Here is a 22,745-nt window from a genome sequence, read left to right as displayed (position 1 = left end):
CATTAGTAACTACCGACATAATGACATTGATGAAAAGTAATGAATCGGGTCTTCAGTCCACCGTCAAGCCAGTCCACGCTTGCCAAAACGACCTGCTCCGTGGTTGAAACAAACGTCATAAATGCTGCGGTTCGGCGGGACAAAGGGGCTTTCAAAATCATCTATGAAAGCTGTGCCCCTTATGCCTTTTCTATCATCAGGCGATACATCTCAAGCACCAACGACCACAAAGACATCCTTCAGGAGGTTTTTGCGCGCCTGTTCCTAAGCCTGAACACCTTTGACACTTCTAAAGACTTCAAACCCTGGTTACGTAGAATTGTCATCAACCAATGTATGCAACACCTCAGAAAGAATAGGAAAAGTTCCGTTGTGGTCCCACTGACGCCCACTACCAGAGAACCCAATGAAAACCTGGAAGCTCAGCTAACAAAGCTATCCAAATCAGATATCGAAATGTTGCTTTCGCAAATGCCGGATGGCTACCGGCAGGTCTTTATGCTGATTGCCATTGACGATTACACCCACAAAGAAGTAGCTGAGCTGGTCGAAATCAGCCCTGAAACCTCCCGCTCTCAATACCTGAGGGCAAGGAAATGGCTTAAGAAGCACCTGATCAACAACAACTATAAAACATTAGCGAATGGACTCTGATCAAAACAAACTCAACAAGCGCTTCTCGGAGGGCGATACGGGCCTGCCGCCGGAACTGAGCTGGGAGCAGATGGAGGAAGGTATCCTGGAAAAGATGGAGGCTCTGGAAGCACCGCCTTCAAATGGGCAGTCCAATGGCGATATTATCAGGATCGTGTCCACGCTGCTGTTGTGCCTGTTGCCTGTCCTCTTCTTCAATAATGGCTTGTTGCTGGACTTCAAAGGCTTGGCCTCTTCTGAGCCCGGGCAACCGATAGCAGATGCAGCCGCACCAGCTGCTTCATCTTCTTCCCTTCCAGTTACTTCCGCAAAGGATAAAGGTGAGCGTACAGACGACACTTTGCTACAAATGAACCAGCAAACATCAGCTGCAGCCACTAATGAAAGGCCTAAAACAGCAGTAGCATTACCTCCCGTAAATGGCAGAAAAGATCAGCGTACAACAGGCTCAGAAGCACCATTCAAACCTTCCCCTTCTCTGTTGCCTGGTAATAGCCTTTCTTCTCCAAAGAAGAGTTTAGACAGCACTGAAGAATCACTGAACGATGCCGGTCATACAGCAGGCATTACAGCAGAAACACCAGCAATACAGCCCCCAATTGCTGCACTGGCGAACCTGGCTACACTGAACTTAGCGCCCCAAAGGAAAGCAGCAGAAACGCTCCTTCCGATAGCAGCGAATACTGAAGCTGAAGCCAGCCTGATACCCGCCCGTCAGCTGTCCCTGCACAGCGGTGTTTCCCAATGGAACCCGGGATATGGGCAGAACTTACCCGAAAATGCCAACTATGAACAGTCCATCCTGTCCTACTACACCCAGCTGAGCTACACCCACCGGTTCGGCAACAACTATACCCTGACTGCCGGGCTGCAATACCAGCAGCTGGAGACTCAACTGCAGTGGAGTCAGCGCATAGAAGACTACACAACGGTTACCCTTCAGGATACGATTGTCGAAATACAGGTCAGCACTTTAACAGGCAATTCCACTGCCGTACGCGGAGATGTGGAAGTCAGTGTAGACGCCACCCGAAATATCCGCCATTACAATCAATACCGCATCCTCCAGATTCCACTCGCCATCGGTAAATCCTGGACTTTTGGCAAAAGATGGCAAGCCGGCCTGTCGGTTGGCAGTGTGATCAATGTGCTCAGCCACAACAAAGGCCGCTACATCTATCAGGGGGAGCTACAGGAAATGGACGGGGCAGCCACCGGGCGCATCGACAACCGTTGGGGCATTCACGGGCTGGTGATGGGAAGGATGGGCTATCAAATCGCTCCAAGCCTGGGCGTCATGATCGAGGCGCAGTACCAAAGGAGCCTAATCAACTGGAGCACGGTTCCAGGCTTTGACATGCGGCCAGAGGTATTTAACCTTGGAGTTGGGGTCTATCATAGGTTGTAAAAGGATTGGGTGGAGGTTTTTTATGCCCGCCTGCTCTTTTGAAGAGCCTGGAGGTCTTGGGAGGAGCTTCAGTTCGGGCCTCTGTAGTAATCAAGGCAGACTTTACTTTCGGTCCTGTTGACTGGCTGTAGGAGTTTAATGCATCCTTTTGCTGTCATTCAAATATTCCTCTTTTTAAACCTTTAAAATCAACTACCTTTCAACTATATTTGAACCATTGTACGATATCGCTCTATCTCTTTAACATGGATGGATATGACAACGCGCCAGCTTAACCACCAACAAAATAGCATCTGGATTTTTATTTTCCTGGGCTACTTACTGATTTTACTCTTCTCCGCCAATGCGCACGAAAGCTTGTTCTACCGCCCGCGTAGCGTGCATCAGTGGCGGCAGGCAGACAGTGCCAGCCAATCACTGAATTTTCATCAGAATGAAGTCTCTTTTTGGACACCACAGCTGCACAATCAGGCTGGGCAAAATGACAGCAGCTATCTGGAAAAACCCATGTACCAACCTTTTTTAAAGAAACAGATCGGGGCGTATAAGGGGATTCTGATCTATGACATTCGGGAATAGCAAGAGTTAATTGAGGGGCTTTGCTAAAGGTGTTTTGCTATGTTTAATGCTTATAATTTAAAGAGCCCCAGGTATAAAAGTTCAGTATGCTAACGGTTTGAATTTCCCCTGCCGTGACCTTTTATTATAGAAACTAATTCCTCAACAATCATCTCCACTGCTTCAATCAGAGGGCTTATTTCATGCTCTGAAAAATCTCTAAAGTCTCTGTAGTCGGCATCCTGCCTAAGGTTAAATAACCTGGAATAAATTAGTCCGTATTCTTTGGGAATGATGGCAGTCTTGATCAACTCTTTGTTGAAGGCTGTCTTAACTCCATTATGAGTTCCTGCCTTGATATTATTTGTGATGAGGTAAGCTGATGCAACGTAAAAGCAGGCGTAATAAAGTCGGCTGACGGTTGTGTTCCAATGATTTTTTTCAGCAAGAATTCTAGCCTCATCAATAGATTCCATTGCCCGATCTATCCTATACTGGGCTAAAGCCTCTTTTGAATAGCTCATTATGCAGCTTTTGAAACGAATACCTCAATACCTTCCTCCTTCACATACTTGTACAGCTCTGACTCTTGGTATTTATGCCAGGTGTCTTCATTTTCAATGATGTAAGAAATGATCTGTTCTGCATCAAGCTCAATGTCGTATAAAAGCGCTCCTATCTTATTATAGATGGATGGGGAAACTTTTTGCCGGGTAATGATCAGGAAATCCCAGTCTGAGTCGGATTTATGATCCCCCCGCGCTCTTGAGCCAAAAAGGATCACCCTGGCTTCCGCATCCACCTCAGCTACTTTTGCTTTTACCTTTTCAGGTATTCCGTTAAATTCGGCCCTTTCCATAATCTCGCTCTTTTGGGAAAGTTAAGCATATAGCGGTAAAAAATCAATCCATCTGCCCTCTTTGTCCAAACTTAAAAATATATTGGGCTGCATCATATTCCTGCATAATATCTTTAGGGTAACACCCCATTGTAAAAGCACTCAACAAAACATGACATGGCCAACAACAAACTCATCGTAGACGAACGCCAGAAAGACCCTGTGAACTTTATGGTCGGCCGCACAAAGCAATATTTACAATCGCCTGCGATCAAAAACAAACCGTCGATGTTAACAACACATGGGTAATTTCTTTCTCTTTCTAATCCTCATATTGATCATCGGCGTACTTCCGTTGTCTGTTTATCTGTTGCGCAGCCTGCGCGAAAGCACCAACGGCACCGGCCCCCTCGATGAAGACCTGACCCGCACCGGCGAAGGCGCGGAAGCTATCGAATGGTGGGAAGCCCGCCGTAGCACCTTCAACCGAAGCCTGCTCGCCTCGGGCGCGGTGGTCCTGCTTGTCTATTACATTCTCTTGCGGTGGCGGGTAGCCGCCTTTACCGGAGAAGCCTTTCAGGTGCAGCCACGGCAGGTCCTCTTCCTCATCGTGATTTACCTGATCTACATGGGCATTGCCAACCTCCTGTACAACATCGGCGTATTTGTGGAGCAGGCACAACAACCCGCCTCGCCTTCTGCCTACCGGCACCGCACCTTTCAACTCATTTACTGGGTGGCCATTGCAGCGCCTTTTGTGGTGGTTTTGTGGAAGGCGCTAAGCCCGGTTGCCCGATAGGTTTTCTTCAACGGGCGCATTTTCGTACTTTGCCGGGCATACAACAAGGATTAAGCGGTCCACTTTCCTTTGCATCTCCAACCCCGTTAGGGGCTAAATATGGGTAAAACACTCCTTACAAGCGGCTTTCCCGTGCCTTTAGGTACGGAATGTGATGCATTCCTTACCTAAAATTGCCCAACCTTACGCTATCTTTAGCATCTCAAACCAAATACGCACAACCCCATGGCAAAAATACTCGTCACTGGCGCCAACGGACAGGTAGGGCGCGAACTGCAGGTACTGGCTGCTCAGCGTTCCGATGTACAATTTATCTTCACCAACCGGAACTTACTGGACATTACCGATGGTGAAGCGGTCGAAAAGTTCTTCAACGAGCAGCAGCCTGATTACTGTATCAATTGCGCAGCTTATACGGCCGTGGACAAAGCCGAAACGGAGACTGATTTGGCGAAAGCCGTCAATGTCACTGCCGTACAGCACCTGGCCACTCAATGCCATAAGCATGGTGCCCCCTTTATCCACTTCTCCACAGACTACGTCTACCACAACAGCCTCAACCGCCCGCTACGGGAAGACGACCCCACCGAGCCCAAAGGCATCTACGCTCAAACCAAGCTGGACGGAGAAAAAGCAGCCCTGGAGGCCCACGACTACAGCATGATTGTGCGCACGTCCTGGGTGTACTCCACCTTCGGGCACAATTTTGTGAAAACGATGCTCCGCCTGGGCGGGGAGCGCGACCGGCTGACGGTAGTGTTTGACCAAATCGGCAGCCCGACCTACGCCCGCAGCCTCGCCGATGCTATGCTCAGGGTCATCCAACTGCACCGCATGGGCACGGTAAGCCAGGAAAAATGGCACGGCATCTACCACTACAGCAACGAAGGGGTTTGCAGCTGGTACGATTTTGCAAAAGCAGCGATTGATGCGAAAGGATTGGAATGCGAGATTCTACCCATTGAGACCAAAGATTTCCCTACGCCCGCGCAGCGCCCCCCCTTTAGCCTGCTCAACAAAGCGAAATTCAAATCGGCATTCGGGCTCACTATCCCGCACTGGCAGGAGGACCTCAAGCGCATGCTGGACAGCCTTTAAGAGATGCTATGTTAGCATCTCTAAAAAATGACTGCCTGATCACCCGAGTTCAGAATTTTTGACTTAATTTCGTTATTCTTTTCCAGCCCCAGCCAAAGTATTTATCGGATAACAAGAACGATCAAGGATAGACATGAGCTATATCATTAGTGGCATTCAGCAAATGGGGGTAGGCGTAAAAGACGCAGACGAAGCATGGAAGTGGTACAGAAAATACTTTGGTACGGATGTGCCTGTTTTCACGGAAAAAGCCGAAGCCGGGCTAATGCTTCCCTACACCGGTGGGCAACCCCGCAACCGCTACGCTATCCTGGCTATGAATATGCAGGGCGGTGGCGGCTTCGAAATCTGGCAGTATACCTGCCGGGAGCCCCAGCCTTCCACTTTTGATATTCAACTGGGCGACTACGGTATCTTCGCCGCAAAAATCAAGACGCCTGATGCACGTAAAACTTATGACTACTATCAGGCCAATGGCGTAAAATGTTTGTCTGGTGTACACCGCGTCGGGCAGGGGCCGCTTAACTTCTTTGCACAAGACCCTTACGGCAATGTCTTTCAGATTGTGGAAGCTACTGATTGGTTTCAAAACCGCAAACAACTGACTGGTGGTATTTACGGTGCCATAATTGGCGTTTCTGATATTGATGCGGCCTTAAAGCTCTACCGGGATGTCCTGGGTTACGATGAGGTCATTTCCGATGAGGAAGGGGTCTTCAGCAGTTTGGGTCAGGTACCGGGCCAGAAGAACCCCATGCGGCGGGTGCTGCTGCGGCATAAAGCTGAACGAGCCGGAGCGTTTGCGCCATTGTTTGGCAGGAGCGAGCTGGAACTGGTGCAATTGAAAGGTGGCCATGAGCCTCGCAAAATTTATGACGAGCGCTTATGGGGTGATTTGGGTTTCATCCACCTGTGTTTTGATGTGCGCAACATGGAAGAGCTCAAAACCCAATGCGCAAAGGCAGGTTTCCCCTTCACCGTTGACAGCAGCAATAGCTTTGATATGGGCGAGGCCGCCGGGCGGTTTAGTTATGTGGAGGACCCGGATGGCACCCTCATTGAGTTTGTGGAAACCCACAAGGTACCGGTAATGAAGAAGTTGGGTTGGTATCTCAACTTGAAGAAGCGCAAACCCACCAAACCGCTCCCCCGTTGGGTCATCAAAGCCATGGGGCTATCGCGGGTGACGGAATAACCCCCACCATGCAAAACCGGAGATGGTCGACGGTTCTCTTTCTCATCCTCTTGGTTTCTCCAGTGCTATTTCTGGCCTGGAGCCATTACGAACCCAAAGATGGCTTCCTTTCCATAATCCGGTTTGGTAGTGCATTTGAGCACCGGCAGCTTCCGGAAGTCAGGGCAATTGCCCCTCCTGTCAATTCCGAATTTGGATACGACGGTCAGTTTTATGCTCAAATGGCTATCGACCCTTCCCTCCAACATCCCGGAATGAGCCGCTCCATTGATGCTGGTTTTTGGCGGAGTAAACGGATCGGGCTTTCGGCTATAGCCTACACCCTCGGGCTCGGTCAACCGCAGTGGATCCTACAGGTCTATGCACTGCTCAACTTCGCCTTCTGGCTGGGGCTCCTGGCCTTGCTTCTCCACCGTTTTGACCTGCACAGGCTCAGGACTAAATTGATGGTTGCCGCCATTTTGCTCTCCTCCGGGGCACTGATTTCTATCGACCGGGCTCTGATCGACCTCCCTGCTTTGTTTTTTTCCCTTTTGCCTGTTCTGCTCTCTATGAGTTGGGCTGGGGCAGCTTTGCTTTTTGCCTTTGCAATACTCACAAAGGAGACGGCTGCATTGAGCGCCCCGGCTGTTCTGTGGATATACAGGGCCCCTTATGCCCGGCTACTTAGAACGGCTTTGATCATCGGGCTCATTCCCCTATGCTGGTACATTTACGTACTTCAATTCAGTGGTTTGCCAAAAAGTCAGACCGCAACGAATCTGTTGTTGCCCTTTGAAGCACTCTTGGCAAAATTCGGGGCAGCCGCCCTTCATTTACAGGCTCTCACCGGTGCAGGCCAACCAAGGCTGGATGCCCTCAGTCAAGCTCTTTTCGAGCTTCTCGCGCCGTTTTCCTTCCTGGTGCAAGCGGCTTACTTCTTCGTCCGGTACAGCCTAAGGGACAAATACTGGCTTTTTGGCATCGGGTTTGCCCTGTTGTTCTGCCTGCTGGGAGCGCCCATCTGGTTTGAACAGGCCGGCTATACCCGTATCTTGCTGCCGCTTACCGCTGCCTTCAATCTCCTGATACACCAACGGGAGCACCACCGGGCTTACCTCCTATGGTGGATAACCGGGAATTTAGGTATGTTTGGGATGCTTATCTATATCGTCATTCAGATAGGCGTCTTAATCTTTTAACGTTCATGCAAAGAATTCCTTCCATATACTTCGCCAACAGCGACCTGGGCGGACGGGGTGTTTTCACCGCAGCGGACATACCTGAGGGTGCTCTGCTGGAAATCTGCCCGGTCATCGTCATGCCGAAGGCGCATCTGAAATACCTGGACGAAACGGGGCTTTACGATTATTACTTCATCTGGGGGCAACAGGAAGAGGCTTGTGCCATCGCCCTGGGCTACGGCTCGCTGTACAACCACAGCTACCGCCCCAACGCCTTCTACCTGCCCGATTTTGAGGGTAAAGCCCTGCACTTCATGGCACTCCGCGACCTGAAAGCGGGAGAGGAAATCACCGTCAACTACAACGGCCATCCCGGTGATGAGGAAGATGTCTGGTTCATGGCACGGCGGTTAAGCGATTAGAATTTCAGAAAAATGACTATTTTTCGGTATTGGTAATGGACTTACAGTCATCAAACCTAACCCCATGCCGTCTCAAAAAGAAACACTCATTCACCAACTCCGGGACGTACAGCTATCCTGTCTGGCCCGCCTGAAGGCCTTCCAAAATAATCAGCTCATCAACGATCAGGCTGCAACGGACGCCAAACAACAAATCGAAGATTTGGAAGTTGACCTGCACAGCGCCTTGCTCTGGGCAGACGAGCTCTCCTACGACGAACACCAACTGTTGCAGGCTATAGTAGCATTGAAACTGGCTCCGGAAGATACACCGGATGCCTTTCTCGAGCATTTCAGCATACTGCAGCAGCTGATCCGGGATATGATCCTGAACCCCCTACAGGAAAGAGCCGCACAGGCTGCCCCCTCCCAGTGGAACCAGAAAATGCTGGACGAGCTCCTCAAAATCCGACGGGCACTTCGGGAAACCAAAAACGCACTCATTGCTGCTGATCAGGACCCTACCGCCGATCCGGAATTTCTGGAGCTGGAGGCTGCGTTCACTGCTTTTCTGGCGGTATACCGAAAGCATTTGCGGGAGAACACGGTGCAGGCTGACGAAAATGCGATCAAAACCATGGAACTCATGATTGGCTTGATCAAAGCCGCTACGGATGTCCCCAAGTTCAAAGCCTCCTACCAAATGCTGAACGACTACGTGGAAAGCCAGATTCCTGTCACTGAAGAAAAAGACGCATGAGAACATTCCTGACCAAACTCATCGCTATATGTCTTTGCTTTTGGATGGCCAACTGCGGAGGCGGTCCGGAACAAGCCCCCTTCCCCGGAGCCACTGTAGACAGCCTGCAAAGGGATAGCCTGGCCTTGCTGGACAGCCTCCGGTCTCAGGTGGATGGCTGGGAGGCTCAGGTACTGGAAGAGCTCAATAATCTCAAAGTCAATTGCCGGGTACGGGAGGACAGCCTGATGGCTAACGGGCAGGCAATGCTGGAGGATTCTGCTTTTCTGCTGCTGCGCACTGAAGTCAAAACCCTTACCGACAGCCTGCGCCATAGTATCCTTTACGGCAACACCGTTGCTGATGAGGCTCAGGTGAGTACGCTTGAGTACATCAACGTACTCGTTGCAGGAGGTCAAACACCGGCAGATTTACAAGAGGCTCTCTTGTTGTTCTGCGATTATGCCCGAGTCAGACAAGATTCAACCCCTATTATCCAATGACCAAGCGAAACACGATGCCAAACACTTACCGATTACTCGCGGCCTTCCTGTTGGGAGGGCTCTTTCCTGTTGTCCTTTCCGGGCAGAGCCTGATTGAAGATGCTGCGAGGCTGGTCAGGGCCAAACGCATGCTCACCCAAATGCCGGATAGCCTGGAGACGGACTCCATGCGCATGGCTTTCGCCGAAGCCATGGCCATTCTCCGGCAATACGATGCCGATGGGCTGGAACAGGGCGAGAAAGCCGCTGACCTGCTGGAAACGGCTGAACATTACCAAGACAATCAGGTCCTGTCTGAATGGCTGCCGCTTCGGCAACTGAAAAGCTATGCTGAAGCCTCGGACAGTGTGGCGATGAGCAGGTACAGGGCGCAACGCACAAAACTGCAACAAGCCCCGAGAGAACGAATGGCAAGAGCGCTAAAAAGTTCGGAAGGGCAAAGCATGGCCGACTTTCTTTCGATTTCCAAAGCATTGCAACGCTACACTATTCCTCCCGTGGAGAGCCGCTTAGCGCTAAAAAGTGCCGCTAAAACGAGCAACCAAAATATAGACAACGGCCTGGTCAACACGAGCATGCTGCTCGAAGGCGTTTTTCATTTTGTACTGGAACGCGCACAGCAGGAGGTCGCCATCAATTTCCTGGACCGGTTTCTGGAAGACGAAGTACCGCCGGTCAGGCTGCTGTTTCCTACGGTTTACGAAGAGGTCAGTAGCACCAGTTTTAGTTATTCTCAATCCTTTTTGGAGCGGGTGCGTACCGCCTTTTATGAAGACTTGCAATTGCTGAGCGTACGTCTGCCTATTATTCTGCTGGAAGATGACCGGTTCGAAGCGCTGCAATCGGACCCCATCATGTACAACCTGCTAACCGTCTACACCATCATCGGGCTTTCGCAAAATGATATGCCCCTGAGCGACATCATGGGGGCTACGCACCGCAATATCCTCACCAACTACCAGGAAAATGGCAAAAAGCTCAACTTCACTCTGGCAGATACGGTACAAAGTGGTGCAGCGACTCTTGAGGACCTGCACGGGCGGACGCAAACCATCACCAGCCTGCTGAGCAGCATCTACGTATCGCTGAATGATGCAGAAAATACACTGGAAGACAGCCTGCAGGCCATTGAGCAAAGGTGGATGGCGATTCCCGATACCACTAACCGGCAAAAGTCTGTACCGGGTTTTGCTTATCTGTTCAAACCGGAATACAATCTGGCCACGCTCATGAGCGACGATGCAGAAGGCTACCGCCTGAACTTCCTGCCCTATCTGCTGCGGGGCCGGCTCGACAGCGCCTACCTCATGCAAATCCGTAGTGTGGACAGCTATGATCAGTACTTTGCCGAAGAGCCTACCGAGCGCATGCTCATTGCTGCCGGGCTGGAAATCGCCCGAAGGCTGGGGGGCACCTGGTACGAAGACCAAACCCTGGCGGACATCCTGGACAACTGGGTGGCCGACCTGACACTTTACCACCGCCGGCTGGAAGAGTGGAAATACAAGGTCTTGCCTGATGAACTTGATGCAAAAGTCTATCAGGATCTTGAGCTGAAGCGAAAGCAGCTCCTGGCCGCCGTCCGCGATACCAGAACCTACTGGGCAGCGGTGGACAGCCTGAGCTATCAGCAGGGGCTGGCCTTTCAGGTCCTTTCGAATATGCTGAGCGACCCTTACGACATCAACAGCCCCGCAACCCGCATTGAGATGGCTGCCCGAAAAATAACCCGGCAGCAACTGGTCAGGGAGTGGAGAGAAGAACTGCAGGACATTGAGCAACGGCTCCTTGACCTCAACGAACGGGTCCTGGGCGAGGAAGCCGAGCTACCACCTGCCCATCCAATCAGTATCTATTTGCTGGGGCAAAAGCCTACACACCCCTACTCCGGGCTGGTGGTGAAGGTGCAAAAGCTAAAAAGCGAGCTCCGTGCCTTAAAAGCAGAACTTGAGGAGGTGGATACTACTTATGCTCCCACGCCCTACAAGCTACAGCGCAATGCCGAGCCGATGCTCTTCCTCACAGAATCTATGTCGCAGCTCACTTACTGCCTGCGCTCTTCGGACCCCACTCAGATGTGGATCGCCCGCCCGGTGCTGGACAGTGCGCTGAATGACCCGGATCTCCGCCCCGCATTTCTGGGTCTGCTGTATCAGCGTATGCGGCAGGTGAAGCAAATCCGGAATATTGCCCCGGATGGGCTGGCGCAGTTGGTGCAACTCACTGTAGCGGACCTCCCCGACCTCACCCCTCCGGATTCGATTTCGGTTGGACAGGACAGCCTTCGGTTTTACCGAAAAGCCGCATTTGTGGTGAATACCCTGAACCGCATTTTGGAGCTGCCGCTATTAGTAGATCAAACCACTAGCGGGCAACTGTTGCCGCTGGTGGAAAGCAATCCCAGGCTAAAGCCGGTGCCAGAGGTTTCTCAAAAGCTGCTGGATATGGTCTACTACCTCAATCAGCGGGACCACCGTCAGGCCATTGGCGCTACCCTGGGTCTGTTTACCGGATTGGCACCTGTTTTCCAGGGAGATGAACCGGGGCAGGAGGAGCTGGCGCAGTTTCTCAGTTTCCTCACCGAGTACGGCTACTTCATCGCTGGTTTGGTAGATGCACAGTCCACCAACGAAGTCCAAAGCCTCATGGAGGGCATTGCCGATCCACCGGGCAGTTCCCGCCTCAAGCGCAAAAAGAAAGTCACTGTAGCCCTAAATGCTTACCTGGGCGTTTCTGCGGGGCAGGAAAACTGGGAGCAGAACAGCACGAATACCGAAGAAACGTTTACCAACATCATGCCCACCATGCCTATCGGCTTTTCTGTCAGCCGCCGGCTCGGCAAACGGCGTATTGTGATTAACGAATCTACTTTGCAAACCAAGCAGATGGATGGCCATTCCCTTTCGCTTTTCCTCAGCCTTATTGACCTGGGCAGCTTTTTCACTTACGTGCCCGGGGACACACAGTTTGGGGAAACCGACCTGACTTTTAAGAATGTCTTCCGGCCCGGATTGCAATTGCACTACAACATCAAAAACTCGCCTTTTTACGTTGGCGCAGGGGGGCAGTACGGACCGCAGTTCCGGGAGGTACAGGGCGAGCAGATTACGCTGCAGTCGACCCGGTTTTTCCTGAATTTTGGTGTGGATGTGCCGTTGAAGACGTTGTTTGTGCGGTAAGGTCTGTCAGGATTACAGGGGGTTGACAATCTATCTGCAACCGCTTATATTTACCTCCGTAAGGGCAAAGTCAGTTGCCGGTGCATAAGCTTTGCCCATCGCATTTTCTTCGGGGTGTAGCGCAGCCCGGTTAGCGCGCGTCGTTCGGGACGACGAGGCCGGAGGTTCGAATCCTCTCACCCCGACTAGCCCGGAGAAAAATTACGGTTACTACGGAATTTGTGTTAAACCCCGGCTAAACCACCCGATGCCATAGCATTTTTCCCGGCAGCTTCGTATCTTTAGAACGATGCCACCACACCAATTCACCTGGACATACGTCAGCGATGCCGGTCAGCGGTATACAGTTGGGCTCTTCCACAGCGTGCGGGAAGGGCACCTGATGGTCTATTGCAATCAGAAGGTGGTCCTTATTGATTTTAAAGTCTTTGACACCCGGTCCTACCCGCTTTTTCTGGACGATGAGCTTTTCCATGTCAACATAGAGCGCAAAAACGGGAAGTACTTCTACGGCTTCCAAATGGATAAAGAAGCCGATACCCCCCGCAATCAGGCCCGCCGCCTGATCGAAAAAAAACACTGGAAACAGACGCTGATTTTTGTAGCCTTGCTGGCCCTGGCAGTCACGGTAGTCACCATTATTGGCCGCAGCCAGAAAGAGGATCAGGGGGACCCTGCCGCGCGGGCAGAACTCATTCTTCAGCATGGTAAAATGGCAGAGGGCAAAGTGGAAGGCATCTACCAGCATGAGGACCAAACCACCGTTCGGTACAGCTTTATTGTGAATGGGCAGTCCTACAGCGGGCGGGAGGCGCTTCCTCCCATGCCTAATATAGTCCTGCCCAACGGCTTGCCCCTGAAAGAGGGCGATCAGTTTGCCGTCCGCTACGTTGGCGACCGCCCGGGATGGAATAGCATTCAGCTTGATAACCCAACGGAAGAACAGATACGGTATTACCGGAAGCTCGCCTGGCAGCAGCAGGCCCGCCAACATCCCGATCAGTCGGAAACTCTCATCGAATGCCTGCTTGATATTGCCTACGCTCAGCAGGGGCTTTTGGGCTATGCTGCATTCATTTCCCAAACGGCCTCCGCAACAGATAATCCCTTCGCCAACGAGCAGACCTACAAACGGCTCATCCGTTCCGTCGATTTTAAGAATGCCCGGCAGCAGCAATGCTTGTAAGTGCTGGAGAAAAAAATAAAGGTGACAATTTTGATTCGCTAAAGAAAATTGCATCCTTTATTGATATCAAACTACTAAATACCGGGGCGTTCACCTATTTTCGCAAAAAACATACGGTTTGGACCCAATCATCCCACATATCGAAAGCCTGATTTTTGCTTCGGATGAGCCGATCACGCTAAAGGAAATCCGCGACTGCCTGGAAACAGTACTGGAGGCTACCTTTAAAGACGAGGAACTCATGGAAGGTATTACTACCCTGCAGGCTCGCTATGCGCAGGAAGGCTACGGCTTTGAGCTGACAGAGATTGCGGGGGGCTACCAGTTTCTGACCAAACCCGCTTACCACAATACGGTGGGTACTTTCCTGCGGCAGACGACCCGCAAACGGCTCTCGAGGGCTGCACTGGAGACCCTTTCCATCATCGCCTACCGGCAGCCCATCACCAAATCGGATATGGAGAAAATCCGGGGCGTAAGCTGTGATTATTCTGTACAAAAACTATTGGAAAAGGAGCTTGTTGAAATTACAGGGCGGGACGAAGGCCCGGGCCGGCCATTGCTCTACGGCACAAGTGCCAAATTCATGGACTACTTCGGCCTGAAAAGCCTGGAGGACCTGCCCAAGCCTAAAGAGTTTAAAGAAGCAGATTTTGAAATCGGCGAAAAAGCGCCTATTGAAGAGGATGTCACGGAAGGTGACAACCGGGAAGAAGAGGAATAACTATGAGTAACAGCAATCCACCACTCGTTAATAAAGTAGCCGCCAGCGGGCTAATTACGCTTAAGCTGGAGGAGTTCTGGCCAAATGTCGAACTGGCAGAGCTGGACATTAAAGATTACCTCTTTAAGGAACTGCTCCTTAAAGAGAAGGATTTCCGGGAGGCCATGAACCACCACGACTGGACGCAGTACGAAGGCAAAGTGCTGTTGGTCTATTGCTCAACGGATGCCATCATCCCAATGTGGGCCTATATGCTTATCGCATCCCATGCCGCGCCACATGCTCAGGATGTCTTCCAGGGGCGGCCTGAAGATTACTACCGCACTTTTTTCACGCAGAAGCTTCATGCGCTTGACCTCGAAAAGTATCAGGATCAACGGGTCATCCTAAAGGGCTGCACCGACGGCAAGGCAATCCCCCCACAGGCTTACCTTGAACTGACCAAGCGCCTCAGGCCGGTAGCCAAAAGCATTATGTTTGGAGAGCCCTGCTCTACCGTGCCCATCTTCAAACGCCCCCGGAATAAATAATTATACCGCCGGATCCTATTCCTCTTGAAAAATTAACAGCAAAGCCGTATCTTTTTGTATTGCTTTGCTGAAAACGTATTACCCATGAACAGTCGTCACCTGCAGTACCTGAATATTGCTTTAGCTGCCTTTCTGGGCATCGCCATCTTTACCTCCACCGATGAGCCCGAAGGCCAGCCCAACTACCGGCCTGATAAGGATATCCCACAGGTTGTCAAACCCGTAGACCTGGACCGGGAATTCGACTTCGCAGGGGAGCCCCTTCCTATGGATAATTTTGATGTACGCGAACGCCTCGACCGGGAACTGCTGGTCAACACCTACTGGCACAGCAGCACCTTGCTCAACCTGAAGAATGCGTACAAGTTCTTCCCCATGATTGAGCAAAAGCTGGCCGAATCCGGCATTCCGGAAGACTTCAAATACCTGGCCGTTGCCGAAAGCAGCCTGCGCAATGTGGTCTCTCCGGCCGGTGCCCGCGGGCTCTGGCAAATTATGAGCGCCACCGCCCGTGAACATGGGCTGGAAGTCAGTAATGAAGTGGATGAACGCTACCATTACGAAAAAGCAACCGAAGCCGCCTGCAAAGTCCTTAAGCAATACCAACGCAGTTTTGGAACCTGGACAATGGCAGCCGCAGCCTACAACGCCGGCTATGGCAATATCAAAGACGAAATAGAGACGCAGCGGGCTGAGACCTACTACGATCTCAACCTCAACACAGAAACTGCACGCTACATTTTCCGTCTGGTCGCCATCAAGGAAATCCTCAGCCGCCCGGATGAGTTCGGGTTTTACCTCGAGGACGAAGATGGTTACCCACCTCTGGACAATTATGAAGCGGTCAAAGTAACCGAAACCATTAATAATCTCGGCGATTTTGCCCGCAAGCAGGGTACCACCTACCGCATGCTCAAAGTGTACAACCCCTGGCTGCTCGACTCCCGGCTTACGGTACGCCCCGGACAGGAGTATGAGATCCGGGTGCCGAAATAAGTGGAGTAAAAAACGATAATTGGTGTAACCAATTTCCCTACTTATCCGTCTTTTTCACGCCGACCAAAAGCTTTAAAAGACATGAGATTGTTTATTGGCTTCGCACTCCTTCTGACAGTACCTACACTTCAGGCTCAGGGAAAAGTCTGCCAAATCCTTGATACGAAAGGGCAGGAAGTGCCTTACGTCAACATTTACAATCCTGTTCTCCAAAACGGATTGATCGCCGGAGGTGAAGGGAAATTCACCTTTGAGCCAGCTAAATTCCGCCCTAATGATACCCTGTTGTTTTCCTGTATTGGCTACAAAACGCTGGCGAGTACAGTAGGAGAAGTAGCGCAGTTATCTCCCTGCCAGATTACATTAACACCTCAAACTTACGAAACCGTTACCGCCGAAATTACCGAGGCTGCCGTATCGTACCGGAAGAAGTCAGCTGGCGTCAAAGCCCGGTGGAAGCTATATCAATATGGATATAATGTTACCGGGAAAAGCAGAGGTGGCGAAGTGGGAATACTCATCCCTAATGAAGCGGTCTGCCTGATTGAACAGATAGGCTTTAACTTGGCACAGTCAGAACCTGACTCCGTATTGATTGAAGTCAACCTATATGAAGCCGTAGATAGCCTACCAGGAAGACCGCTCCAAAAGTCCCGGATTTTCACCCACGCAGCAGCCAATAAATCAACGGTGATTGATCTTAGCGCGTCCCCGGTTAACGTAAACGGAAGCTTTTTTGTCACCCTTGAATTTTTACATGACATAGAAACCAAAGGCTTTGTGCTATTCAAAGCCAAACGCAATGCTCCGTATCTCACAGTTGTAAGGAAAGCGGACGGGAGCTGGGAAAAAGAGCAGGGCTTAAGTCCATCCATTTATGCCCGGCTCCAATGCACAGAACCCTAAAGGTCCACAGAAAACACCCGCGTATGCCCCAGCCCGAAAATCCCGTATCCGTTCTCAATATTGCTGTGGACCGTCACGGGTTCAGCGAAGGGATTACCATCTGCCCCCCAGTATTGGTCCAGAGAGCGGTAGTACAGGAAAGCATCCCGCGACAAACTCGTAACCCGTATCCGCAACTTGCTCCCTGACATAAGCCCGATTGGCAGATCCTCCCAGGTATAGGTAGCAAAGCGGTAGGTGTTACCATTGAAAGCACCATCCGAACAAATCAGCGCACCTCTACGGTCTACCTCAGCGTAGGAAAGGATAGGGTCATTGGATTCCAGCCAAACGGAGTAATAGCCCGAAATGGTGTCGTTGTTTTCATCTACATACCGGTAATCGACCTCGCCTTGCAGCGCATAGTAATGCTCACCTGGCTCATCTTGTATTTCAATGACAATCTCATCCAGCCGCTCTCCGCTCTCGCTGAGTGCCCCTTCTTCATCAACGGTAACGTCCAAAACAATTGGTGCCCTGGGCATTCGTTGTTGTGCTCTGATTGAAGGGTAATCCGTTTGCTGTATATCAAGGGTGTACACTTCATCTCCCGCGGCCCAACCCTGACTTAACACAGTATAGTGCCGGCCATCGTCCGGAGCATAGGAAAAAGTTACACCATCTACATTCGGGCCGGAAAACTGGATTTCGGCGTCCGGAAAGACCGAGAACTCCTCTTTTGAAAGGACACTACGGCTGTTGGAGACCAGAACACCAAAGGCATCACTTTCGCTAAATGCCAGGGCGTGCACGGCCAGGCGCGGCTCATGCTCCGGCAGCTCAATGTCTACGATTTGGGTAAAAGCATCTTCTCCGCAGGAGGAAAAGCTCATTGCCGTCAACAGGCCGATTGCGAAAAAAAGGATATGGCGCATGGTGTTAAAATTTGAACTGGTAAGAAATGGATGGAATGATGGGCAGAATACTCACTTCGCGGAAAACCGGCTGCTCCTCGAAGCTACCGTCCGGCTGCTGTACCAGGTCCCGGTCAGCGAGAATGAAGTAGGGATTGCGATGGAAATAGGCATTGTACACTCCGAATACCCAGGTTCGCACGTGGCGCTTCATCTGTTTCGTCATGCGTAAGCTAAGGTCCAGGCGGTGGTAGTCCGTCATGCGGAAGGCATTGCGCTCTCCCCCACTCTGAATGGTATTAAAACCACTGAAAAAATCAGATCCAAAGTAGTTGATCGGGTACTCAAAAGTATTGAGTGTAACGGCATTGCCAGTCCCATATACCCAAGCTCCGGAAAGGGAAATGCGTTCATTAAAATCGTGATTGACCACCAGAGAAAGGTCATGTCGCCGGTCGTAGCGGAAGGGGTAGCGCCGACCGCCGTTGATTTCGTCAAACTGCCGGTAGTTCCAGCTCAGCGTATAGCCCAGCCAGCCGGTGGTACGCCCAAATTTTTTCTGCACGAAAAGCTCGGCGCCGTAGCTTTCGCCTTCGCCCTGCGTGACTTTATCCTGCCAGTCGTTTTCCAGCCCAAACAGAAAGCTGGCCCCCTCTTTGTAGGAAATGACGTTGTGCATTTTTTTGTAATACCCCTCCAGGCTGACTTCTATCCCATCGCCAAAGGTCTTGGCTGCGCCCGCAGCTACCTGCCAGCTTTGCTGTGGCTTGATGCGCTCCGTGCTCGGTACCCACAAGTCAGTAGGCAAACTGAAGGACTCGCTCGTCAGCAGGTTGATGAACTGTGCCATCGTGGCGAACGAGGCTTTCAGGGCCACATCCTTTGGCAGCAGGTAATTGAGCCCGATACGCGGCTGCAGCGAAGTGTAAAACTCATCGCCTACCTTGAAGCCCGAGCCATGCAGGCCTACGTTGGCTTTGAGCTTGCCCAGCTGCATATCGTCTTCCACGTAGATAAACAGCTCATCGGAAAACTCATTCTGTGAGCCGATAAGTGTATCAAAACGTTCCTGATCGAAGGCAACATCCAGGCTTAGCGCGCCCGGGCGATAGGTATGGTTCGTCACGCCCCCTCCAAAGCGGATATAATGCCCGGGGGCAGGCAGGTAATCGAAGTCAATCCGGCCCGCCCAGTCTTCAATTCCGGAAAAGTAGTTGGCAGAAAAGCTTTCTTCTGACCCATCATTATAGCGGCTGCTTTGTTCGGCGATCACATCAATCTGGAAACGGCTGTAGGTCAGCGTGGTATTGGCAAAAAGCTTGTTGTTGATCTGCCAGTTCCAGCGCAGAGCAGAAATACTGTTGCCCCAGTCGATACCGCCACCGAAGCTGTCTTCGTCGTCTGTCACATCTGTAAAGAACACATCTGCCCCCAGGTAGGCACTAAGGTACAGGCGGTGCTTATCATTGAATTTGTGCTGCAACTTGGCGTTGAAGTCATAGAAGTGCAGCTTTATTTTGACGTCCTCCTCAGACTGCTGATTGGCCAAAGCCACAATAGGCCGAAACAGCAAATCGGCGTACGTCCGCCGGCCAGAGACCAGAATGGAGGTTTTATCTTTTTTGATGGGGCCTTCCAGAGTCAGCCGGGAACTGATCATGCCAATAGCGCCCTCCCCATGCCATTCCTGCAGGTTGCCTTCCTTCATATTGATTTCCAGAATAGAAGACAGGCGCCCACCGTAGCGCGCCGGGAAGCCGCCTTTAGTCAGGGTGACGTTCTTGACGGCATCGGCGTTGAAAACCGAGAAGATACCCAACAGGTGAGAAGTATTGTAGATGGGCACCCCATCGAGCAGCACCAGGTTTTGATCAGGGCTGCCACCGCGAACGTAGAGCCCGGTCTGCCCTTCCCCACCCGACTGCACGCCGGGCAAGAGCTGAAGGGTTTTGAGTACATCAGTTTCGCCGAGAAGTACCGGGGCCATTTTGATTTGCTCTACCGGTACGGTCATTTGGCTCATCTGACTGCGCTCTTCGATGCGTTCGCCCTGACGAGAGGCCCGTACCACGACCTCTTCCAGCTGTACAGCACCGTCCAGGTCGATATTTAAAGTGGTATCCTGTTTAAGCAGAAAGGCATGTTCGACCGATTCATAGCCAATGTAGGAAAAATTGATGTGCACAGAATCAGCAGGCAGCGTCAGGCTGTAGAAGCCGTACACATTGGTAACGGTCCCCTGATCCGAGTACCGGTCGTAAATATTAGCGCTGATGAGCGGTTCACCAGAGGTGGCATCCCTAAGGTAGCCACTAATGGTATGCTTTTGAGCGAGGCCTGGCAAAGACAAAGCCAGGAACCCAAGCAAGAGTAGGAGTTGCTTCATTTTTAGTCGGGTGTGTGGTGTTATTTTGGTTTTATACGCAATACGAAGTGTTTTGCGACGATAAATGTCGGGCTTACAGTCCAGACATTCATCGTCTGGAATCTTGGATTTGCGACATCGGCCACTGACGAAGCATAGCTTGTCAGGGCAGGCGCAAGCCACTTCACAGCGTAAATACTGACATTGAGTAGGTTTGCTGTGGCAAACCACTTAATCGTCAGTATAGTATGATTTCAGAACGTACCAGCTGCCCATTCGCTGCTGCATTCAGAAAACCTTAACACTGGGAATGACGACTCCTATGCAGGAAGGGTTGGCAGCCGACAAAAAAAGCCCCCTGACCGTGTTGCACGATCAGAGGGCTTCTTTACCAAACTACAAAATATCAGTTAATGTGTTTTCACGAAGCGCAGTACCTGAGGCTGCTGCCCTTCGTACCGGACTTCCATATAGTAAACCCCTCCGGAGAGCTGGCTCACATCCCAATCGGTTCGGAATAGCCCCGCTTCTACCTGACGTGACTGGAGCACCTGCCCCAGTTGATTGCGCAGGACAAGGGTCGCGTCCATTGGTTGCGTAGCAGGCAGATCTATTGTAATACGGTCAGATGCCGGGTTCGGGAACAAGCGGGCAGCCCCGGCGGCAGCCGGCTGCTCAAAGCCACGTACTCCAGCAGATGATGCAGATTTTTCACGGTCCGTTGCTGCAGTGATTGCCGTCTCATCAGCAGCCAACAGCGGCGCTCCCCCCTCAACCGTTACATTGCTGAAAACCGCAGTCGTCTGACCGCCGCCTGTATTAGCGGTGACCATGCCTATTTCCAAACAGGCGTCCATAGGCAGGTAGGTCTGTGCAATTATGGAGAAGCTGTTGCCAGTTGTGCTGGTATAGCCGCGGATGTAGTTGCCGATGCGCTCCAACTTCAACCAGAAGGTGTGTGCCCGCCAGTGGGGTGTGAAGTTGTTGGGCGCATTATTTGCGGTACGGGTCACCCAGGGCACTAAGCTGTTCAGGTTAGTTAGAATCATTGCCTGCTTTGCACCGGGAGCTGTGCTTTCGCGAAGGGCAACACCAGCAAAACCGCTACCGGAAACACTCTCAATCTTAACGGTGATAGAGCCGTTTCCACAGATCGTTTGGCTTGCAAAAGCAATGTTATCATTACTGTTGCTATAGCCATTGCTGCCTCCGTTAGTTACAGTAAAAGCACCATTATCAAAGCCAAAATCATTGGCGCCACTTCCGACATCGTTAGCCGTCCAGGGTGCGGGCAGATCTCCACCTGAGCCACACTCACCTGTACCGTTGAAGGAAATACTCCAATCAAAAGAAGCAATAGAACAGCGGTTATCCCACTCAATGTAGTAAGTTACGCCTGCCTAAAGGCAAGTCGTTACTTCTTAGGCCTGGTCTGCCAATCCGTTGACATCATCACTACTGTCAAAGCAGCTAAGGCTGCCACAGTTGCCGGTATAAATGGAAAGACGGGTATCTGCGATTGTGAATCCTGAAGAGCCTATCGTGTATTCACCGCTTTGCGCAGGCGTAAAGGTAAACCAACGGGCATGGTCTGCACTTCCGCTACTTACCGGGAAGGAACAGCCATTTTCTGCACCATCGCCTACGTTGACCGTTTCCGTTTCATTCACACCCAAAGTAGCAGGCTCGGCATTAGCACAGCTGGTGTTTTCAGGAGTAGGCGGAGCACAACTGGAATTGATTTCCAGTTCCAAACCAGACTCTGGTGCACCGCCAGAAAGCGCCACGTTGCCATTGACGGAAATATCCCAGCTGACTTCGCTGGTAAAGCTACCTCCACCCACATCGACAGTGTAACATCCATCGGGCAAACAGAAAGTTTCTGTACCTGAAGCCCCCCCGGTAATAGTAGCCGTAGCTACCACGTCGCCATTATCGTTAATGATTTCCAATTCGTTGCCATTCCAGCCATCGCCGAAGGAGTCAGACATATCTACGACGACTTCGTTTTCATTGCAGGTAGCTGATAACAAAGTGGCTCTAAGCGTCATACAGGTAGAATTGGAAGCACAGTCATACTCATTCATCTGTACCAGATAGGTACCGGTGGTAATAGGCGTAAATTCCACACTGGACTGAAGACCGCAGAAGTCATCATTGAAGGCCAATGCTGTGGTTCCAGTCTCATTGAAGATGGTGATCTGAGTATCAAAATCCGAATCTCCACAGGTCTAGAAGCGGTAAGTGTTGCCGGCTTGCATATTGGTGACCGGACGGTGTTCACCACCATAAAGACAGGTTGTTAGTAGGGTTGTCACTCCGGGGGCGGTAGGAGCAGAGCTGGATGAAAAGGGGGTAAAATCAAAGGCGCATTGCCCACGAAGATTTGGAAACCCAAAGCCAACTAATAAGAATAATACGAGACTCCATACCGGAGCCTGTTTGGGAAAGTAAACATGCTTCATTGTTACATAGGTTTGTTAAGAGAATAAACGAGCTGATCTAAAAGCCGTACTCGACTTTAGATGGCATCAAAATGTCTTCGTTAGACGGGGGGAATATAAGTTGAGCCTGCAGTCAGGCTGCACGCCGCTTAGTGTTCAGTCTGTA

General features: G+C 51.3%; 22 protein-coding genes and 1 tRNA gene. 17 read left to right on the top strand and 6 right to left on the bottom strand.

The genetic code is table 11. The features are described from left to right. Nucleotides 1-99: 99 nt before the first annotated feature. The 3 genes from ACO08I_RS22870 to ACO08I_RS22860 all read left to right on the top strand — a co-directional run bounded on the left by ACO08I_RS22870 (nt 100) and on the right by ACO08I_RS22860 (nt 2,641). A complete protein-coding gene (locus ACO08I_RS22870) occupies nt 100-654 on the top strand; it encodes an RNA polymerase sigma factor (RefSeq protein ID WP_282780004.1) in 555 nt (184 codons plus the stop codon). Continuing rightward, complete coding sequence (locus ACO08I_RS22865) at nt 644-2,062, top strand: hypothetical protein (protein ID WP_282780006.1); 1,419 nt, start codon at nt 644-646, stop codon at nt 2,060-2,062. The genes ACO08I_RS22870 and ACO08I_RS22865 overlap by 11 nt, the downstream gene beginning before the upstream one ends. 255 nt (nt 2,063-2,317) lie before the next feature. After that, a complete protein-coding gene (locus ACO08I_RS22860) occupies nt 2,318-2,641 on the top strand; it encodes a hypothetical protein (protein WP_421947210.1) in 324 nt (107 codons plus the stop codon). 89 nt (nt 2,642-2,730) lie between these two features. On the opposite strand, the gene ACO08I_RS22855 is transcribed toward ACO08I_RS22860, so the two are convergent. Then, nucleotides 2,731-3,144: a HEPN domain-containing protein gene (locus tag ACO08I_RS22855; RefSeq protein ID WP_421947209.1), complete on the bottom strand. Its 414-nt coding sequence runs from the start codon at nt 3,142-3,144 to the stop codon at nt 2,731-2,733. Beyond that, on the bottom strand, nt 3,144-3,479 hold the full coding sequence (locus ACO08I_RS22850) for a nucleotidyltransferase domain-containing protein (RefSeq protein WP_421947208.1): 336 nt from the start codon (nt 3,477-3,479) through the stop codon (nt 3,144-3,146). Before ACO08I_RS22850 ends, ACO08I_RS22855 begins: the two co-directional genes overlap by 1 nt. A 280-nt stretch (nt 3,480-3,759) precedes the next feature. On the opposite strand from ACO08I_RS22850, the gene ACO08I_RS22845 reads away from it, so the two are divergent. The 14 genes from ACO08I_RS22845 (at nt 3,760) to ACO08I_RS22780 (ending at nt 16,877) form a co-directional block, all read left to right on the top strand. Beyond that, nucleotides 3,760-4,257, top strand: coding sequence for a hypothetical protein (locus ACO08I_RS22845; protein WP_421947207.1), 498 nt, complete (start codon nt 3,760-3,762; stop codon nt 4,255-4,257). Nucleotides 4,258-4,482: 225 nt separating this feature from the next. Further along, nucleotides 4,483-5,355 carry a dTDP-4-dehydrorhamnose reductase gene (gene rfbD / locus ACO08I_RS22840; protein ID WP_421947206.1) on the top strand — a complete coding sequence of 291 codons (873 nt, stop codon included), beginning with the start codon at nt 4,483-4,485 and terminating at the stop codon, nt 5,353-5,355. Between the two features lie 133 nt (nt 5,356-5,488). Next, nucleotides 5,489-6,550, top strand: a complete 1,062-nt coding sequence (locus tag ACO08I_RS22835; protein ID WP_421947205.1) for a VOC family protein — start codon at nt 5,489-5,491, stop codon at nt 6,548-6,550. 8 nt (nt 6,551-6,558) lie between these two features. Beyond that, nucleotides 6,559-7,731, top strand: coding sequence for a hypothetical protein (locus ACO08I_RS22830; protein ID WP_421947204.1), 1,173 nt, complete (start codon nt 6,559-6,561; stop codon nt 7,729-7,731). Between the two features lie 5 nt (nt 7,732-7,736). Next, nucleotides 7,737-8,135: an SET domain-containing protein gene (locus tag ACO08I_RS22825; protein ID WP_421947203.1), complete on the top strand. Its 399-nt coding sequence runs from the start codon at nt 7,737-7,739 to the stop codon at nt 8,133-8,135. A 64-nt stretch (nt 8,136-8,199) separates the two neighbouring features. After that, a complete protein-coding gene (locus ACO08I_RS22820) occupies nt 8,200-8,874 on the top strand; it encodes a hypothetical protein (RefSeq protein ID WP_421947202.1) in 675 nt (224 codons plus the stop codon). Further along, nucleotides 8,871-9,356 (top strand): hypothetical protein, encoded by a 486-nt coding sequence (locus ACO08I_RS22815; protein WP_421947201.1) that lies wholly within the window; start codon nt 8,871-8,873, stop codon nt 9,354-9,356. The genes ACO08I_RS22820 and ACO08I_RS22815 overlap by 4 nt, the downstream gene beginning before the upstream one ends. Next, nucleotides 9,353-12,535: a hypothetical protein gene (locus ACO08I_RS22810; protein ID WP_421947200.1), complete on the top strand. Its 3,183-nt coding sequence runs from the start codon at nt 9,353-9,355 to the stop codon at nt 12,533-12,535. The genes ACO08I_RS22815 and ACO08I_RS22810 overlap by 4 nt, the downstream gene beginning before the upstream one ends. 110 nt (nt 12,536-12,645) lie before the next feature. Beyond that, nucleotides 12,646-12,720 (top strand) — tRNA-Pro (locus ACO08I_RS22805). Between the two features lie 104 nt (nt 12,721-12,824). After that, entirely contained in the window at nt 12,825-13,721 is an 897-nt protein-coding gene (locus ACO08I_RS22800; RefSeq protein WP_421947199.1) for a hypothetical protein, read from the top strand. 118 nt (nt 13,722-13,839) lie between these two features. Further along, nucleotides 13,840-14,445, top strand: a complete 606-nt coding sequence (gene scpB, locus ACO08I_RS22795) for an SMC-Scp complex subunit ScpB (RefSeq protein ID WP_282783796.1) — start codon at nt 13,840-13,842, stop codon at nt 14,443-14,445. A gap of 2 nt (nt 14,446-14,447) precedes the next feature. Beyond that, entirely contained in the window at nt 14,448-14,975 is a 528-nt protein-coding gene (locus ACO08I_RS22790) for a DUF2480 family protein (protein ID WP_282783797.1), read from the top strand. A gap of 84 nt (nt 14,976-15,059) precedes the next feature. Beyond that, entirely contained in the window at nt 15,060-15,971 is a 912-nt protein-coding gene (locus tag ACO08I_RS22785; protein WP_421947198.1) for a transglycosylase SLT domain-containing protein, read from the top strand. 81 nt (nt 15,972-16,052) lie between these two features. Continuing rightward, a complete protein-coding gene (locus ACO08I_RS22780; protein ID WP_421947197.1) occupies nt 16,053-16,877 on the top strand; it encodes a hypothetical protein in 825 nt (274 codons plus the stop codon). Here ACO08I_RS22780 and ACO08I_RS22775 read toward each other — a convergent pair. The 4 genes from ACO08I_RS22775 to ACO08I_RS22760 form a co-directional block, all read right to left on the bottom strand. Beyond that, the gene (locus tag ACO08I_RS22775) at nt 16,874-17,791 is read right to left on the bottom strand and encodes a DUF4249 domain-containing protein (RefSeq protein ID WP_282783803.1); all 918 of its coding nucleotides are present in this window, start codon (nt 17,789-17,791) and stop codon (nt 16,874-16,876) included. The genes ACO08I_RS22780 and ACO08I_RS22775 overlap by 4 nt on opposite strands. A 4-nt stretch (nt 17,792-17,795) precedes the next feature. Then, nucleotides 17,796-20,156 carry a TonB-dependent receptor gene (locus tag ACO08I_RS22770; RefSeq protein ID WP_421947196.1) on the bottom strand — a complete coding sequence of 787 codons (2,361 nt, stop codon included), beginning with the start codon at nt 20,154-20,156 and terminating at the stop codon, nt 17,796-17,798. A 389-nt stretch (nt 20,157-20,545) separates the two neighbouring features. Further along, nucleotides 20,546-21,184 (bottom strand): T9SS type A sorting domain-containing protein, encoded by a 639-nt coding sequence (locus ACO08I_RS22765; RefSeq protein WP_421947195.1) that lies wholly within the window; start codon nt 21,182-21,184, stop codon nt 20,546-20,548. A gap of 372 nt (nt 21,185-21,556) precedes the next feature. Then, a complete protein-coding gene (locus ACO08I_RS22760) occupies nt 21,557-22,303 on the bottom strand; it encodes a hypothetical protein (protein ID WP_421947194.1) in 747 nt (248 codons plus the stop codon). Nucleotides 22,304-22,745 lie beyond the last annotated feature (442 nt).

The sequence above is a fragment of the Phaeodactylibacter xiamenensis genome (assembly GCF_965229835.1).
In the GTDB taxonomy this organism is placed as follows: domain Bacteria; phylum Bacteroidota; class Bacteroidia; order Chitinophagales; family Saprospiraceae; genus Phaeodactylibacter; species Phaeodactylibacter xiamenensis.
The sequence above is the reverse complement of the archived record's forward strand: the minus strand, read 5'-3'. Positions and strand labels throughout refer to the sequence as shown.